Origin of the sequence: Clostridium carboxidivorans P7, assembly GCF_001038625.1 — a bacterium.
GTDB classification, from domain to species: domain Bacteria; phylum Bacillota; class Clostridia; order Clostridiales; family Clostridiaceae; genus Clostridium_AM; species Clostridium_AM carboxidivorans.
The window spans coordinates 4,261,150-4,277,258 of record NZ_CP011803.1 but is presented as its reverse complement, the minus strand read 5'-3'; the positions used below and the strand labels follow the sequence as shown (position 1 = coordinate 4,277,258).

Annotated in this window: 19 protein-coding genes; 18 read left to right on the top strand and 1 reads right to left on the bottom strand. The window is 34.5% G+C overall.

The genetic code is table 11. The annotated features are described in order from the left end of the window. The first annotated feature begins 17 nt into the window (after positions 1-17). From Ccar_RS19045 to eutM, 18 genes are all read left to right on the top strand, one after another. Positions 18-314: a BMC domain-containing protein gene (locus Ccar_RS19045; protein ID WP_007059296.1), complete on the top strand. Its 297-nt coding sequence runs from the start codon at positions 18-20 to the stop codon at positions 312-314. A 27-nt stretch (positions 315-341) separates the two neighbouring features. Next, positions 342-644 carry a BMC domain-containing protein gene (locus Ccar_RS19040; RefSeq protein ID WP_007059297.1) on the top strand — a complete coding sequence of 101 codons (303 nt, stop codon included), beginning with the start codon at positions 342-344 and terminating at the stop codon, positions 642-644. A gap of 27 nt (positions 645-671) precedes the next feature. Next, positions 672-2,141 carry an aldehyde dehydrogenase family protein gene (locus Ccar_RS19035; RefSeq protein WP_007059298.1) on the top strand — a complete coding sequence of 490 codons (1,470 nt, stop codon included), beginning with the start codon at positions 672-674 and terminating at the stop codon, positions 2,139-2,141. A 49-nt stretch (positions 2,142-2,190) separates the two neighbouring features. Next, entirely contained in the window at positions 2,191-4,731 is a 2,541-nt protein-coding gene (gene cutC, locus Ccar_RS19030) for a choline trimethylamine-lyase (RefSeq protein ID WP_007064362.1), read from the top strand. A gap of 77 nt (positions 4,732-4,808) precedes the next feature. Continuing rightward, complete coding sequence (gene cutD / locus Ccar_RS19025) at positions 4,809-5,762, top strand: choline TMA-lyase-activating enzyme (protein WP_007059300.1); 954 nt, start codon at positions 4,809-4,811, stop codon at positions 5,760-5,762. 40 nt (positions 5,763-5,802) lie between these two features. Then, positions 5,803-6,156, top strand: coding sequence for a BMC domain-containing protein (locus Ccar_RS19020; protein ID WP_007059301.1), 354 nt, complete (start codon positions 5,803-5,805; stop codon positions 6,154-6,156). Further along, positions 6,153-6,599, top strand: coding sequence for a EutP/PduV family microcompartment system protein (locus Ccar_RS19015; protein ID WP_007059302.1), 447 nt, complete (start codon positions 6,153-6,155; stop codon positions 6,597-6,599). Before Ccar_RS19020 ends, Ccar_RS19015 begins: the two co-directional genes overlap by 4 nt. Positions 6,600-6,638: 39 nt before the next feature. Continuing rightward, complete coding sequence (locus Ccar_RS19010; RefSeq protein WP_007059303.1) at positions 6,639-7,340, top strand: hypothetical protein; 702 nt, start codon at positions 6,639-6,641, stop codon at positions 7,338-7,340. Further along, the gene (gene eutJ / locus Ccar_RS19005) at positions 7,322-8,167 is read left to right on the top strand and encodes an ethanolamine utilization protein EutJ (protein ID WP_007059304.1); all 846 of its coding nucleotides are present in this window, start codon (positions 7,322-7,324) and stop codon (positions 8,165-8,167) included. Before Ccar_RS19010 ends, eutJ begins: the two co-directional genes overlap by 19 nt. Positions 8,168-8,185: 18 nt before the next feature. Next, a complete protein-coding gene (locus Ccar_RS19000; protein WP_007059305.1) occupies positions 8,186-8,488 on the top strand; it encodes a BMC domain-containing protein in 303 nt (100 codons plus the stop codon). Next, positions 8,485-8,748, top strand: coding sequence for a EutN/CcmL family microcompartment protein (locus tag Ccar_RS18995; protein WP_007059306.1), 264 nt, complete (start codon positions 8,485-8,487; stop codon positions 8,746-8,748). Before Ccar_RS19000 ends, Ccar_RS18995 begins: the two co-directional genes overlap by 4 nt. 62 nt (positions 8,749-8,810) lie before the next feature. Beyond that, positions 8,811-10,139 carry a 4Fe-4S dicluster domain-containing protein gene (locus Ccar_RS18990; RefSeq protein WP_007059307.1) on the top strand — a complete coding sequence of 443 codons (1,329 nt, stop codon included), beginning with the start codon at positions 8,811-8,813 and terminating at the stop codon, positions 10,137-10,139. Position 10,140: 1 nt separating this feature from the next. Continuing rightward, positions 10,141-10,689 carry a BMC domain-containing protein gene (locus Ccar_RS18985; protein WP_007059308.1) on the top strand — a complete coding sequence of 183 codons (549 nt, stop codon included), beginning with the start codon at positions 10,141-10,143 and terminating at the stop codon, positions 10,687-10,689. Between the two features lie 69 nt (positions 10,690-10,758). Then, on the top strand, positions 10,759-11,451 hold the full coding sequence (locus Ccar_RS18980) for a cupin domain-containing protein (RefSeq protein WP_007059309.1): 693 nt from the start codon (positions 10,759-10,761) through the stop codon (positions 11,449-11,451). 69 nt (positions 11,452-11,520) lie between these two features. Then, positions 11,521-12,195, top strand: coding sequence for a BMC domain-containing protein (locus tag Ccar_RS18975; RefSeq protein ID WP_007059310.1), 675 nt, complete (start codon positions 11,521-11,523; stop codon positions 12,193-12,195). A gap of 34 nt (positions 12,196-12,229) precedes the next feature. Next, positions 12,230-13,834 (top strand): acetaldehyde dehydrogenase (acetylating), encoded by a 1,605-nt coding sequence (locus tag Ccar_RS18970; RefSeq protein WP_007059311.1) that lies wholly within the window; start codon positions 12,230-12,232, stop codon positions 13,832-13,834. Further along, positions 13,834-14,484 carry a phosphate propanoyltransferase gene (locus Ccar_RS18965; RefSeq protein ID WP_048030346.1) on the top strand — a complete coding sequence of 217 codons (651 nt, stop codon included), beginning with the start codon at positions 13,834-13,836 and terminating at the stop codon, positions 14,482-14,484. Before Ccar_RS18970 ends, Ccar_RS18965 begins: the two co-directional genes overlap by 1 nt. 70 nt (positions 14,485-14,554) lie before the next feature. After that, complete coding sequence (eutM, locus tag Ccar_RS18960) at positions 14,555-14,848, top strand: ethanolamine utilization microcompartment protein EutM (protein ID WP_007059313.1); 294 nt, start codon at positions 14,555-14,557, stop codon at positions 14,846-14,848. Positions 14,849-15,001: 153 nt separating this feature from the next. Here the strand turns inward: eutM and Ccar_RS18955 are convergent, their stop codons facing one another. Then, a complete protein-coding gene (locus Ccar_RS18955; protein WP_007059314.1) occupies positions 15,002-16,075 on the bottom strand; it encodes a PRK06851 family protein in 1,074 nt (357 codons plus the stop codon). Positions 16,076-16,109: the final 34 nt, after the last annotated feature.

The following is a 16,109-nucleotide window of genomic DNA, read 5'->3' as shown; positions in this document are numbered from 1 at the left end:
AGGGAGGAGAAAATGTAATGAGATATTACGGAGAAGAAGCATTAGGTCTTATTGAAACATTAGGGATGGTTCCTGCAATTGAGGCTGCAGACAAAATGTTAAAGGCAGCTAATGTTGAACTAATATCATATGAAAACGTTGGTTCTACGCTTGTTACAATTATGGTAAAGGGTGATGTTGCTGCTGTTAAAGCTGCTGTAGAAGCAGGAGCTGCTGCAGCGTCAGTAATAGGAAAGCTCACAGCACAAAATGTTATGCCAAGACCAATTAAGGATATTGGAGACATTGTTTCAATATATGATATTGATTTATAAAAATAAATTGGGAGAGAGGAACTATATATGAGCAGATACAAAGCTTTAGGTTTAATAGAAACATTTGGTATAGTATATGTTTTGGAGGCAGCAGATGCAATGTGCAAAGCTGCAGATGTTGAATTAATTGGTTTTGAAAATGTAGCTTCTGGCTATATTTCAGTGTTAGTTCGTGGAGACGTAGGAGCATGCAAAGCAGCTGTAGAAACTGGTGTAAAAGCCGTTGAAGATATGGGCTCTGAAGTTTACAGCTCAGTTGTTATTGCAAGTCCTCATGAGGATCTTGACAAAATAATAAAACGCTATTCACTTGAAACTTTGAATCCTTAATATAAAACTGAAAAGGGAGAGAGAAAAATGAGAATTATTGATAATGATTTGCTCTCCATGCAAGAAGCGAGAATTCTTGTTGAAAATGCTCGTGAAGCACAAAAAAAGTTAGCAACTTTCTCACAGGAAAAGCTTGATGAGATAGTTGAACGTATGGCTGAAGAGATTGAAAAACATTCAAAGGAACTTGCTAAGGTGTCTAATGAAGAAACTGAATATGGAAAGTGGGAAGATAAATATATCAAAAACCGCTTTGTATGCAGATATCTGAAAAATAGACTTAGAGGCATGAAGTGTGTAGGTATAATTAGTGAAGATAAGGTAGGAAAGACAACAGAAGTTGGAGTGCCAATGGGTGTTATTATAGCCTTTTGTCCATCCACTAGTCCTGTTTCTACAACTATATATAAGGCGTTAATTGCAATTAAATCAGGAAACGCAATTATATTTTCACCTCATCATAGAGCTAAAAATACAATTGGTAAAACAATTGAAATTTTAATTAGGGCTGCAGAGGGAGTAGGACTTCCAGAAGGCGCTCTTGCATATTTACATACAGTAACTCCAAGTGGTTCATTAGAGCTTATGAATCATAAAGATACTTCTCTTATAATGAATACGGGAGTTCCAGAAATGCTTGATGCAGCTTATAAATCCGGCAAGCCAGTAATTTATGGTGGTAATGGAAATGGTCCAGCCTTTATAGAGCGTACAGCAGATATAGAGAGAGCCGTTAAAGATATTATTGACAGCAAAAATTTTGATTATGGAGTTGTATCCAGTGCAGAGCAATCAATTGTCGTTGATAGTTGTGTTGCAGCTGAAGTAAAAGAAGAACTTCAAAGAAATGGTGCATACTTTATGACAGAAGAGGAAGGCGAAAAATTGGCAGCTACCTTCTTAGAGACGAATGGAAGCATAAATGTGGATATAATAGGCAAACCACCACAATATCTTGCAAAAAATGCTGGGTTTACTGTTCCAGAGGATACAAAGCTTCTTATCTCTAAGCAAAAGTTTGTTTCGCCAAAAAATTCTTATTCAAAGCAAAAGCTATGTCCTGTGTTGGCCTTTTATATAGAAGACGACTGGATGCATGCTTGTGAAAAATGTATAGAACTATTGCTTAGTGAAAGACAGGGACATACTCTTATTATACATTCCAAGGATGAAGAAGTTATTCGACAATTTGCACTAAAAAAACCTGTTGGTAGGGTGCTTGTTAACACTCCAGGTACTTTTGGAAGCATGGGAGCAACTACAAATCTATTTCCATCAATGACATTAGGTAGTGGTTCTGCAGGGGATGGAATGACTTCAGATAATGTTTCACCTATGAACTTAATATATGTACGTAAAGTTGGATATGGAGTTCGCAGAGTGGATGAAATTATTAAAACAGTAGACATTGAAGAAGAAAAAGTAAATTCAAAAGAAATAGATAACATTAAGCTATTAGAGAGTATTTTGAAGAAAGTTATGAAGGACTTAAAATAAAAATCATATTTAAAATATGAAATATCTTAAAGAATGTGAGGTAATAAATTTGGATATTCGTGAATTTTCAAGCAAATTTATGGAAGCTACTAAAAACATGACTGAAGAAGAACGTGCAAGTTTAATGAAGATGTTTTCAAGTGTTTCTAAAGAAATAACAAAAGAAGAACCAGCTCATATATGTGTTACAGGTGATAACAATGGGCAAATTCCAGATGGAATAACAGAGCGTTTAGTTAAGTTAAAGGAAACTTACTTAAAACACGTTCCAAGTATAACAACTCACCGTGCAAGAGCTATTACTAAAATAGCTAAAGAAAACCCTGGTATTCCTAAATCAGTTTTACGTGGTAAATGTTTTAAACACTGCTGTGAAACTGCACCGCTAGTAATTCAAGATAACGAACTTATCGTTGGAGCACCAAATGGACAGCCTCGTGCAGGTGCATTTTCTCCTGATATAGCATGGAGATGGATGGTGGATGAAATTGATACAATAGGAACTCGTCCACAAGATCCATTCTATATATCTGAAGAAGATAAGAAGATTATGCGTGAAGAGTTATTCCCATATTGGCAAGGAAAATCAGTTGATGAATACTGTGAAGATCAGTATCGTGAAGCTGGAGTATGGGAACTTTCAGGAGAATCCTTTGTTTCAGATTGTTCATACCACGCAGTAAATGGTGGAGGAGACTCTAACCCAGGATATGACGTTATCTTAATGAAAAAAGGTATGCTTGACATAAAGAGAGAAGCAGAGGATAAATTAGCTGAGCTTAATTATGAAAATCCAGAAGACATAGACAAAATCTATTTTTATAAATCATTAATTGATACTGCTGAAGGTGTTATGATATATGCTAAACGTATGTCAGACTATGCAGCTGAACTTGCTGCAAAGGAAACCAACCCTAAGCGTAAAGCAGAACTTCAAAAGATTTCTGAAGTAAATGCTAGAGTTCCGGCACATAAACCAAGTACTTACTGGGAAGCAATTCAATCAGTTTGGACTATAGAATCATTACTTGTAGTTGAAGAAAATCAAACAGGTATGTCTATAGGACGTGTTGACCAATACATGTATCCATTCTATAAAGCTGATATTGAAGCTGGACGTATGACTGATTTTGAAGCATTTGAACTATCAGGTTGTATGCTTATAAAAATGTCTGAAATGATGTGGATAACAAGTGAAGGTGGCTCTAAATTCTTTGCAGGTTATCAGCCATTTGTTAACATGTGTTTAGGTGGTGTTACTAGAGAAGGACGTGATGCTACAAACGACTTAACTTATCTTTTAATGGATGCAGTTCGTCATGTTAAAATATATCAACCATCTTTAGCATGTCGTATACACAAAGCATCACCACAGAAATACCTTAAGAAAATAGTGGATGTTATCCGTGCAGGTATGGGATTCCCAGCATGTCACTTTGATGATGTTCATATAAAAATAATGTTAGCTAAAGGTGTTTCTATAGAAGATGCAAGAGATTACTGCTTAATGGGATGCGTTGAACCTCAGAAGGCAGGAAGATTATATCAATGGACTTCTACAGGATATACTCAATGGCCTATATGTATAGAACTTGTTCTTAACCATGGTGTACCGCTATGGTATGGTAAGCAAGTGTGCCCAAATTTAGGAGACTTAAGCAACTTTAAAACTTATGAACAGTTTGAAGCTGCTGTTAAAGAGCAAATTAAATACATCACTAAATGGACAAGTGTTGCTACAGTAATTTCTCAACGTGTTCACAAAGATCTTGCACCAAAACCACTTATGTCTATGATGTATGAAGGCTGTATGGAAAAGGGTAGAGGAGTAGAAGCAGGCGGAGCTATGTATAACTTCGGACCTGGAGTAGTATGGAGTGGTCTTGCTACTTATACAGATTCTATGGCAGCTATAAAGAAATTAGTATTCGATGATAAAAAATATACATTACAACAAATGAATGAAGCTTTAAAAGCAGATTTTGCTGGATATGAACAATTAAGAAAAGATTGTTTAGAAGCACCTAAGTATGGTAACGATGATGATTACGCAGATTTAATTGCTGCTGATTTAATCAACTTTACTGAGCAAGAGCATCGTAAATATAAGACATTATATTCAGTGCTTAGCCATGGTACTTTATCAATCTCAAACAACACTCCATTTGGACAACTTACTGGAGCTACTGCAAATGGACGTAGAGCATGGACTCCATTATCAGATGGTATAAGTCCAACTCAAGGAGCAGATTATAAAGGACCTACTTCTATAATTAAATCTGTTTCTAAGATGAGCTGTGAAGACATGAATATAGGTATGGTTCATAACTTTAAGTTAATAGCTGGTCTTCTTGATACACCAGAAGGTGAGCAAGGAATCATTACACTATTACGTAGTGCATGTGCTCTTCAACTTGGAGAAATGCAATTTAACTATCTAGATAACAAAACTTTACTTGACGCACAAAAACACCCAGAAGAGTATCGTGATTTAATAGTTCGTGTTGCTGGATATAGTGCATTCTTTGTTGAGTTATGCAAAGATGTTCAAGATGAAATCATAAGCAGAACTGTACTTACACATTTTTAAGCATATAAGCAGAGAACTCAAATCTTTGATTTAAATATATTAAAAATCAATGTGAATAAAATTGGAGAATGAAAAATATGAGTAATGGAAATTTAGGAATAATTGAACGAAAAGCGACGATTTTTAATATACAAAAATACAATATGTATGATGGAGATGGAGTAAGAACTCTAATATTCTTTCAGGGATGTCCTCTCAGATGTAAGTGGTGTGCAAATCCTGAAGGCTTGGTTAGAAAGAATAAAGTTATGTTTAAAAGTGATTTATGTGTTGACTGCGGGGCTTGCGTTTCTGTATGCCCTGTAGGCATACACTCTATAAATAGCAAAACTTTAAAACATGAAGTTAATCGTGATATTGATTGTATTGGATGCGGTAAGTGTAAGGATGCCTGCCTTAAATCTGCTATATCAATAGTTGGAGAAGTAAAAACCATCTCTGAACTTTTAGAAATCATAGAAGAAGATAGAACTTTTTATGAAGTTTCTGGCGGCGGAGTTACATTAGGCGGTGGTGAAGTTTTAATGCAGCCTGAAGCTGCAAGTAGTTTATTAATGGCATGTAAGCAGGCAGGTATAAACACTGCAATTGAAACTTGTGGTTACGCAAAACTAGAATCAGTACTTAAAGTCGCAGAATTCACAGATTTATTCCTATTTGACATTAAGCATATTGATTCTGATAAACATTTTCACTTTACAGGGGTTAGAAATGAACAGATTTTAGAAAACCTTAAAGAGTTACTTCGCCGTAAATATAATGTAAAAATCCGTATGCCGTTACTTAAAGGCGTAAATGATCAAAAAGAAGACATAGAAAAAACAATGGAGCTTTTGAAGCCTTATAAAGATTACAGAAATTTTAAAGGAATTGATTTACTTCCATATCACAAAATGGGTGTAAATAAATACAAACAATTGGGAATGGAATATCCCATAAAAGATGATCCAAGTTTGGATAATGAAGATTTAAATAGAATAGAAGAATGGATTAAACAGTACGATTTATGCGCAAAAGTAATTCGTCACTAAATAATTTTCAAATAGATAATTAAGATGGAAGGTAAGATTTATGGGAGATTTTTCTGATAGGAATATACAGCGTATTATACAGGAATCTGTTCCAGGAAAACAGATTACTATAGCACACGTTATCGCATCACCTATGCATGATATATATGAACGTCTTGGAATTGATGAAAAAGGAGCAATAGGTATTTTAACTCTTTCACCTTATGAAACTGCTATTATTGCAGCAGACATTGCCACAAAGACTGCTGATGTGGAAATTGGATTTCTAGATCGTTTTACAGGGTCTGTGGTAATAAATGGTGATGTTCAAAGTGTTGAAACAGCACTTAATGCAGTAAATGATACGCTTAAAGATATGCTTGGATTTACTCCTGCTCCCATCACAAGAACATGAGAAAAAAACGGATAATGGTAATTGGTCCCTCAAGATGTGGCAAAACTACTTTAGTTAACGCATTAAATGATTATGATGGTCCATTAAGGAGAACACCAGATTTGATTTATGGTAAAAATACTATTGATGTTCCAGGTGCCTATATAGAGAATGCATGGATGTATAAACATATAATTGCAGCAGCTCAGGATGCAGCTTATGTGCTTATATTGGTTGATCAATCTAATTGTACTGAAATATACTCCCCTGGATTTGCAAAATTATTTAGATGTCCAGTAATTGGAGTTATAACAAAATGCGATGTTATGCCTGAAAATGAAGAAAAGTGTGTAAGGCAGCTAAAGAATATAGGAATATTGGAGCCACATTTTCATATTAGTTTCAAAGTGGGAACAGGAATTGATGCCTTAAAGGAGTATTTATCCGATGAATACCCGCTCTAAGAATTCTGTTTATTTGAAAAAGGTAAGGAGTAAAGGGTGATGATCAAATTTATTACCGAAGAGTATTTAAGAGATTTATACAGAAAAGAACCTTTTGATACCTATAAGTTACAACAGGGACAACGGCTTACACCTGGTGCATCTCAATACCTATCTGATAAAAGAATAAAATTGATTAATGATGATTCAAAGGACAAGGAGCATAATCAAGTAAAGGATGAGAAACAGGTAGAAGCGGTAGAGCAAGAGGAAAAAACTAATTCCAATTTAAATTTAAGTTTAAAAAAGAAGCTTTGTTGTAAATTGAAATCTATAGAGGCAACATTTCTTGTTACTAGCAGTGAAATATTAAAGGAAGATATTATTTTAGCACAAAATGTTATAAATTTAGGTAGAAAAATATCAAATATAAGAAATGTTGTGGAAGGAAAAGGTACACTTGAACCTGTTTTCTTTAAAGAGTGTACTGGCATGAATTCATTAAATTTCACAATTGAGCTTGAGGATTGTTTTGAAATAACAGAATTTCATATGCAGCTTGAAAAAAGTAATGTAATATTAAAAACCCATGTACTTCGTTGTGCTTTAAGGGAAATACACTTTGAAATAATTAATGCTTACGAAAATGATGATGACGATTTAAAAAATAGAATTATAAATAATGTTAATTCAATAATTAATTCGCTGTCACAATTGATTTGTTCAGCAGTAGGAGGAAAGCAATGTCAGAGAAAAATCTAATTTTTGAATATTGTGATCAAATGGTTCAAAAGTTTGAAGAAGTTGTGAAAAAGCCAATACGTAATAACTCTTCTGTTTATTATACAGGTGTGGATTTAGGAACTGCATGTGTAGTACTAGCAGTTTTAGATGAAAACTATGAGCCTGTTGCAGGCGCGTATAGATATGCAGATGTAGTTAGAGATGGTATGGTTGTTGATTATATTGGAGCAGTAAAGCTTGTTAGAGAGCTTAAACAGGAAATTGAAGAAAAACTTAATACAGAACTTCTTTATGCTGCTGCTGCAATACCACCAGGAACAGACTCCTTAGATGGTGGAGCAATTAAAAATGTAGTTCAAGCTGCAGGCTTTGAACTAACAAACCTTTTAGATGAGCCTACTGCTGCAAATGCTTTACTTAAAATTGAGAATGGTGCAGTTGTAGATGTTGGTGGCGGAACAACTGGTATATCAGTCCTAAAGGATGGAAAAGTTGTTTATGTTGTTGATGAGGCTACAGGCGGTACTCATTTTTCACTAGTTGTTTCAGGTGCATATGGAATGCCTTTTAAAGAGGCAGATAAATTCAAAAGAGATAATAAGAACCATAAAGAAATTTTACCAGTATTAAAACCGGTAGTTGAGAAAGTAGCATCAATTATTAATTATAATATTAAGAATTATGATGTTAAGGAAATTTCTTTAGTAGGTGGTACTTGTTGTTTAACAGGAATTGAGGAAATAATTGCAAAACAAACAGGAGTTTATACACATAAGCCTAAGAATCCTATGTTTGTCACACCACTTGGTATAGCCTTAAGCTGCACTCAAGATATCATTGAGTAATGAGGAGAGTGTTTAAAAGTGGATTTTAGAATAATAAAATCGCCTTCTGAAAGCACTAAAGATATTCTAAGAAGACGAATGGGTGGAAACTGTAAGACAGATTTAGATAGCAGTGATGCAATAGGACTTGTTCAGGGGAAGCTTATTGATATGATTTATGCTGCAGATATTGCTGAAAAGGCTGTTGGAGTTACCGTTGAAGATATAAGAGGAACATGTCCTCAACATATGGTTTTAATTGGAATTTTCGGTGACACAGCATCTGTACAATCTGCATTGGATGAAATTAAATTTAAAATGAAAGAGGTAAAAGCAATATGATAGCAGCAAGACTTATTGATAATATATGGGCAACTAGGAAGGCAGACTCGCTTAATGGACTTAAGTTTATGCTTGCAGAGGAAATCGGAGGAACAGATTCAGGAAGAAGATTTATTGTTGTAGATAATATTGGTGCAGGTATTGGAGATAGGGTTATAGTTAGTACTGGCTCATCTGCACGGAGGATGTTAGGAAATGAGGATATTCCTGTAGATGCAGTTGTTATTGGAATGATTGATGAAGATTGTAATTTTGGATAATTTCAGAATCCATAAGAGTTAGCAGTTTCTATGGAGTATGGAAAGCTGCAAGGGAGGTATAAATGAATCTTCTTGAAATGGTTAAAGATGCCGGCGTTATTGGTGCAGGTGGTGCAGGTTTTCCTACACATGCAAAGTTAACATCAAAATCAGAATATATATTGCTTAATGGAGCTGAGTGTGAACCTTTGCTGCGAGTAGATCAGCAGCTCATGGAGTTGTTTCCAGATGAAATAATTAAAGGATTCGAAGCAGCAGGAAAGTTTGTTGAAGCTAGAAAAGCTATTATAGGTATTAAAGGAAAGCACAAAAAAGTTATCTCAATTCTAAGAGAAAGAATTGAAGCACTGAAGGTAGGCGATTTTGTTGAAGTAAAAGAGCTTCCAGATATCTACCCAGTAGGTGATGAGCAGGTTTTAGTTTATGAACTTACAGGAAGGGTTGTTCCTGAAGCTGGCATTCCAATTCAGGTTGGATGTGTAGTAGTAAATTCAGAGACAGCATTAAATATTTACAATGCTTCTCAAGGTGAAGCAGTTACAGAAAAGTACATTACAGTTGCAGGCGATATTCCTAACAGGTTGACTGTAAAAGTACCAATAGGAACACCTATTATAGATGTATTAAAGCTTAGTGGAATAGAAAATTTTGATAACTATGCAGTTATTGATGGAGGTCCTATGATGGGCCCTGTAATGAGCAGTATAGATGGCTACATTACAAAGAAAAATAAGGGTTTTGTAATCCTTAAAAAAGATCACTTTCTTATTCGTAGAAAATCTATGAATATAGAACAAGCAAAAAGAGTAAATAGAGCTTCTTGTGAACAGTGCCGTATGTGTACAGATATGTGTCCTCGTTATCTCATAGGACATAATACACAGCCACACAAAATGATGAGAGCTTTAAGCTATAAATTAGAAGATATTGAAGGACAGAAAATTGCACAACTATGTTGCCAATGTAATTTATGTGAATTGTTTTCATGTCCAGCGGGACTTTATCCTAAAGCTGCAAATCTCTACTTTAAAGGCAAATTAGCAGAAAAGAATGTAAGGTACAAACCGATAAAGTCAGAGTTCACTGCAAGCAAGAATCGAGAGTATAGATTAGTTCCAAGTAAACGTCTTATAGCTAGATTGGGGCTGCATGATTTCGACAAGTCTGCTCCTATGACAGAGGTTGCAATAGAACCTAAACTCATACATATTGCAACAAGACAGCATGTAGGAGCACCAGCATCAGCAGTTGTTTCTGTTGGAGATCATGTGGAATTAGGGCAGCTTATTGGAAAAATTCCTGAAGATAGTTTGGGCGCTGCAATTCATGCAAGTATTTCAGGAACAGTTGTAGAAAGTGGAAATGATTTTATCGCGATAAGGAGGGATTAATATGTCAAAAGCAATAGGTATGATTGAATTTACAAGTATTGCACGTGGCATATATGCAGCAGATCAAATGGTAAAAACCGCTGATGTGGAAATAGTAACAGCTAGCTCTGTTTGCCCAGGTAAATATATAGCTATTGTTCAAGGTGATGTTGCAGCGGTTCAGGATTCAGTCGGTGTTGGTGAAAGTGTTGCAGAAGAATTTTTAGTTGATTCTATTGTTATACCAAATGTTAGCCCTGAGGTATTTCCAGCAATAACAGGTACAACAATGCCAGATAGAATTCAGGCTCTTGGAATTATAGAATTTTTTTCCTTAGCAACAATGGTCATTGCTGCTGATGCAATTTTGAAAGCTGCTGAATTACAGCCTTTAGAACTTAGACTAGGAACAGGACTCGGTGGTAAGTCATTCTTCACTTTTACTGGAGATGTAGCTGCAGTTCAAACTGGTATTGAAGCTGGAAAAGCTATTGCAGGACAAAAAGGTATGTTGGTAAATGCTGAAGTTATACCTTCAGTTTCTAACAGATTAGTGGAATCTTTATTCTAGTAGGTTAAGAACTTACACATATGAAGGTATATTATAATGACTTCGTAATAAATAAAAGGATGTGATAAAGTGAAAAAATTAATATCTGTAAAAGATATTGAAGCATTAATACTAAAGGGAGAAAAGGTATTTTGTATAGATGGCAGTGAAATAATCACACCATCAGCTCAAGATCTTGCAAAAAACAATGGAATAATATTTTCAACAGAAGCTCCTGAAGTTAAAGTGCAGCAGCCAGAAGTTAAAATACAACAACAAGAAGTTAAAAAGCCACTAAATGTAGAGGATATGGACTGCGAACAAATGCTTAATTTCTTTAAAGTAATGATGGATAAGGGACTTCTTCAACAAATGCTTGAATGTTTAAAAGGCAAAAGTCTTCCATTCGAGGCAGATACTGATGCTAGTGGGCTTAAGGTAGTTAGAGGGAGTTCAGTAAAAATGGATGTATTTGATACTGGAAATCCAGATAACAAAGTTTATTTCCAAGAGTTAGTAAGCAAAGACGAATCAAAAATGAGTGCTGGATTCTTAATCATTGAAAACTCAAAATTTGATTGGGAATTGACTTATGAAGAAATTGACTATGTTATTGAAGGAACTTTAACAGTAGAAATCAATGGAAAGACATATACAGCTCATGCTGGTGATGTATTATTTGTACCATCAAATACCAAAGTAGTTTGGGGTTCACCAGATAAAGCTAGGGTATTCTATACAACATATCCAGCAAATTGGGTGGATCTTTTATCCGATGGCTAAGAATTAGATGAGGTTGAAACCCCACCTGATTCAAGTCTTAACTTCATAGAAGACTAGGAGGATAAACCTATGCAATCGCTTGGTTTAATAGAAACAAAAGGATTACTTGCGGCTATTGAAGCAGCTGATACTATGGTGAAATCAGCAGATGTAAGTATTATTGAAAAAACTTATGTAGGTGGCGGTCTTGTTACGATTTCAATTACAGGTGATGTAGGTGCAGTAAAAGCAGCTATAGAAGCTGGAGCAGCAGCAGTTAAAAAACTCCATGAACAAGCTTTAGTTTCAGAACATGTAATTCCACGTCCTCATGAGGAATTGAAAAATATAATTGGACCTAATGATTCTGAAGAGGAGTTAACTAATGTAGAGGGTACAGACAAGGCAGAAGTTATAGAAGCAGAATCTATAGAGAAATTAAAAGTTGCAGAAGAAGCAAAAATTGTGGAAGAAATAAATGATTTAGAAAAAACTGAAGATAATGCTGAGAAAAATGAAGATGCTTTAGACTTAGGTAAAATGCATAAGGTAAACCTGGAGAATTTGCACAAAGATGATATAGATAAGTCAGTAAGCCAAAATGGTATAGAAAAAGCCATTTCTATACTATCTAAATTAACGGTTGTTAAACTCAGGAATCTAGCTCGTGAATACAAAGATTTTGTAATCGCAGGCAGAGCAATTTCAAAGGCTAATAAAAATCTATTAATTAGCAAATTTAAGCTATATTATGAGAAAAAATAGCTATTGTTAAAGCTAAGAGAGGAAGTATGAAATAATGGAAAACTTTGATAAAGATTTACGCTCAATTCAAGAAGCTAGAAATCTTGCTAGACTTGGAAAAGTAGCAGCTAATAAAATTGCTGACTATACTGAAGAGCAAATCGATAAAATTTTACGCAATATGGTTAAAGTTGCAGAAGAACATGCTGTTTGTTTAGCACAGATGGCGGTTGAAGAAACTGGTTTTGGTAAAGCTGAAGATAAAACTTTCAAAAATCATTTAGCATCTACTATACTATATAATTCAATAAAAGATATGAAGACTATAGGTATAGTTAAAGAAGATACAATAAACAAACTTATAGAGATTGCTGAGCCAGTTGGTTTAGTTATGGGTATAGTACCTTCAACAAATCCAACATCTACAGCTATTTTCAAAGCTATGATCTCAATTAAATCTCGTAATGCTATAGTATTCTCACCACATCCATCTGCTGCAAAATGTACAACTAAAGCAGTTCAATTAATGCATGATGCAGCTGTTGCAGCTGGCGCTCCAGAGAATATTATAAGTGCAGTAAGTATTCCAACAATTGGAGCTACAAATGAATTAATGAAGTGCAGCGAAGTTTCTATAATAATAGCTACAGGTGGTCCAGGAATGGTTAAAGCTGCTTATAGCTCAGGAAAGCCAGCTCTTGGCGTTGGTGCAGGAAATTCTCCAGCATATATTGAAAGAACTGCTGATGTAGAAAAAGCTGTTAAAAACATTATGGCAAGTAAAACTTTTGATAATGGTACAATTTGTGCTTCAGAACAATCAATAATCTGTGAAGAATGTAATCACGACAAAGTTGTTGAAGAGTTCAAGAAACAAGGTGGATACTTCATGACAAAAGATGAAACTGATAAAGTTTGTCAACTGTTATTCAAGAATGGACATGCTATGAATGCTAAGTTCGTTGGAAGAAGCCCACAAGTTATTGCTGATGCTGCAGGAATTGTAATTCCAGAAGGAACAAGAGTACTTATAGGAAAACAAAATGGAGTAGGAGAAGGTAACCCATTATCCTTCGAAAAACTTACAACAGTTCTTGGCTTCTATACAGTAAAAGATTGGCATGAAGCATGTGAATTAAGTATTGAATTGCTTCAAAATGGAATTGGTCATACAATGAGTCTTCATACTGAAGATAGAGACATAGTTATGAAGTTTGCTAGAAAACCAGCGTCACGTATTCTTGTTAATACTGGCGGAACTCAAGGTGGAACAGGTGCAAGCACAGGTCTTAAACCTTCCTTCACTTTAGGCTGTGGTACTTGGGGTGGAAGCTCAGTATCTGAGAACGTTACTCCAGAGCACCTTGTAAACATTAAGAGAGTTGCTTATGGTATAAAAGATTGTACAACATTAGCAGTTGAAAATAAAACTTTCAGCTGTTGTACAAAAACTACTGAAAGCTGTAATGAAATTGAAAACGCATTTATGAACATGAGTCCAGCTCAAATTGCAGCGGCTGCAGCAGCTTTAAATAAAGTTAATGAATGTGCTGAAACTGCTAGCACTAATAACACTTGCACTAACGATGAAAGTACAAAAAATGAAGGACTTTTAGATTTAGTTAACCAAATAGTTGCTGCTATTAAGGAGGCAAACTAATGGATGATTTTGAATCAGTATTAAAGCTTTTATTAGAAGCAGTTAAAGCTAATGAAAAAAAAGCTGTGGTTCAAGGAAATTTATCTGAAATTCCAGTAGGTATTTCCAATAGACATTTACATCTTTCACAAAAAGATTTAGAGTGTTTATTTGGCAAAGACTATCAACTTGTGAAGCTTAAAGATCTATCTCAACCTGGACAATATGCTTGCAAGGAAGTTGTAACGCTTTGTGGACCAAAAGGTGCTATTGAGAAAGTTAGAATTCTTGGACCTTTAAGAAGCAAGACACAAGTTGAAGTATTAGCTGGAGACTGTGTTAAGCTTGGAGCAGTGTCACATATAAGATTATCCGGAGATTTAAGCAGAACACCAGGAGTCACGCTAGTTGGGCCAAAAGGTTCTGTTCAAATTGAAGAGGGATTAGTAGTTGCACAAAGACACATTCACATGACACCTGAAGATGCTAAAAATTTAGGGGTTTGCGATGGAGATGTAGTATCAATAAAAGTTGATGACTTAAGAGGTGGAGTATACAGCAATGTAGCTATTAGAGCTAATGATGCTTCAAGTCTTGAATGTCATCTTGATATTGAAGAGGCTAATGCAATGGGCATTAACTCAAACTCAAAAATAACAATAGTAAAATAAGAAAATTAATAAAAAGTTATAATTAAAAATTAAAATATAAAAATAAAAGATATTTTAGGAGGATTTTAAAATGGTAAAATATGATGCATTAGGAATGATAGAAACTAAAGGATTAGTAGGAGCAGTAGAAGCGGCTGACGCTATGGTTAAGGCAGCAAACGTATATTTAATAGGTAAAGAATATGTTGGAGGCGGACTTGTAACTGTTATGGTTAGAGGAGATGTTGGAGCTGTTAAAGCTGCTACAGATGCTGGTGCTGCTGCTGCACAACGTGTAGGAGAATTAATATCAGTTCACGTTATTCCACGTCCACATTCAGAAGTTGAAGTGATTCTTCCATCAAATAAAGAAATTACAAAATAAGATTTTAATTAAAGAATATAATATAAAAAGGAGCTGTCTCATAATAGTAAGGGACAGCTTCTTTTTATATAAGAAAATATGCCTCCTTATGAAATAAACAATTTCATTTGATAATTGTTTACAACAAAGGGAGCATATGAAAAATTTATATAATTAGTATTTTAAGAGTCTATCTAGCAATAATTTATAAGTTTCATCAATTTCCTTAAAATTCATATTGCAAACATAGTATTTTTCGAGTTGGTCGTGAAGATTTTTGGCTGAGGATATAACCGACAGGCCTTTATTTAGAAGATTGTAGAAGGTTTCTTTAGATTTTACTAGTTCATCTTTATTGATTTTACTGTAATCTATTAAGTTTTCCATAAATATTTGAGTTCCTGTGAATTTTTGATTATTTATTTCATTAGAGGTTATAATAGCAGTTTTTAATTCAGGTATTATTATGTGTTCTATTCTATCAGGAATTAGAGGATCATGGTAAACTTCAATAAAAAAGCCTCTACGTAAAGCTTCCTTATATAAAAAAGTAAGAACTTGAGTTTTACCTGTTCCTGGACCTCCATTTAATACGTAAATTTTATTACAGCTTTCAGTTAGATTTTCTATATAAGTTACAATGCCATTAGGAGTAAAAGCTGTAGCAAAGATATGTCTATCACTACCTAGAGTTTTGCATAGTGAATTTGAAAAAACTTTGTTCTTTAAGTCTTCTTCTAATAATAATAGTTTAGAAGAACTAAGAGCACTTCTATGGAAATTACTCCAATCGTCATGTATAAGCTTTGAAGCTTTAAAAAAGCTATAGGCTCTTTCAAAAGTATTTTTAATTTCTTTGTTAGTTTCAATTATTGATTTTTTATACTGTTTAAAGCCTTCTTCATTCCAATGCTGACCCATATTTAGTATTTCATCTACTGCACCAGGATTTGCTGGATCAACTATATGAGGTGAGGTACCATCAATTAAAGCTACTTCTAACCCTTTAATGACTACTCCATCTAGAGAGTTGTTATCAGATGAACAATGATGATATTCAATATTATATCCTTTGTTTACAAAGAAATTTCCAATGTTCTTCATGAGAGAGGATTTACCAGTACCGGGGCCTCCTTTAATACATATTTTCCTTTTAGCAATGTTTTCGTCTATAATGTATTGGTAAAAGGAATAGAAACCGTAAGACGTATTACCGCCAGGGAAAAAATTTCTTATACTACCTTTCATAAACACACACTCCCGTTTACTTCAATCATTATAT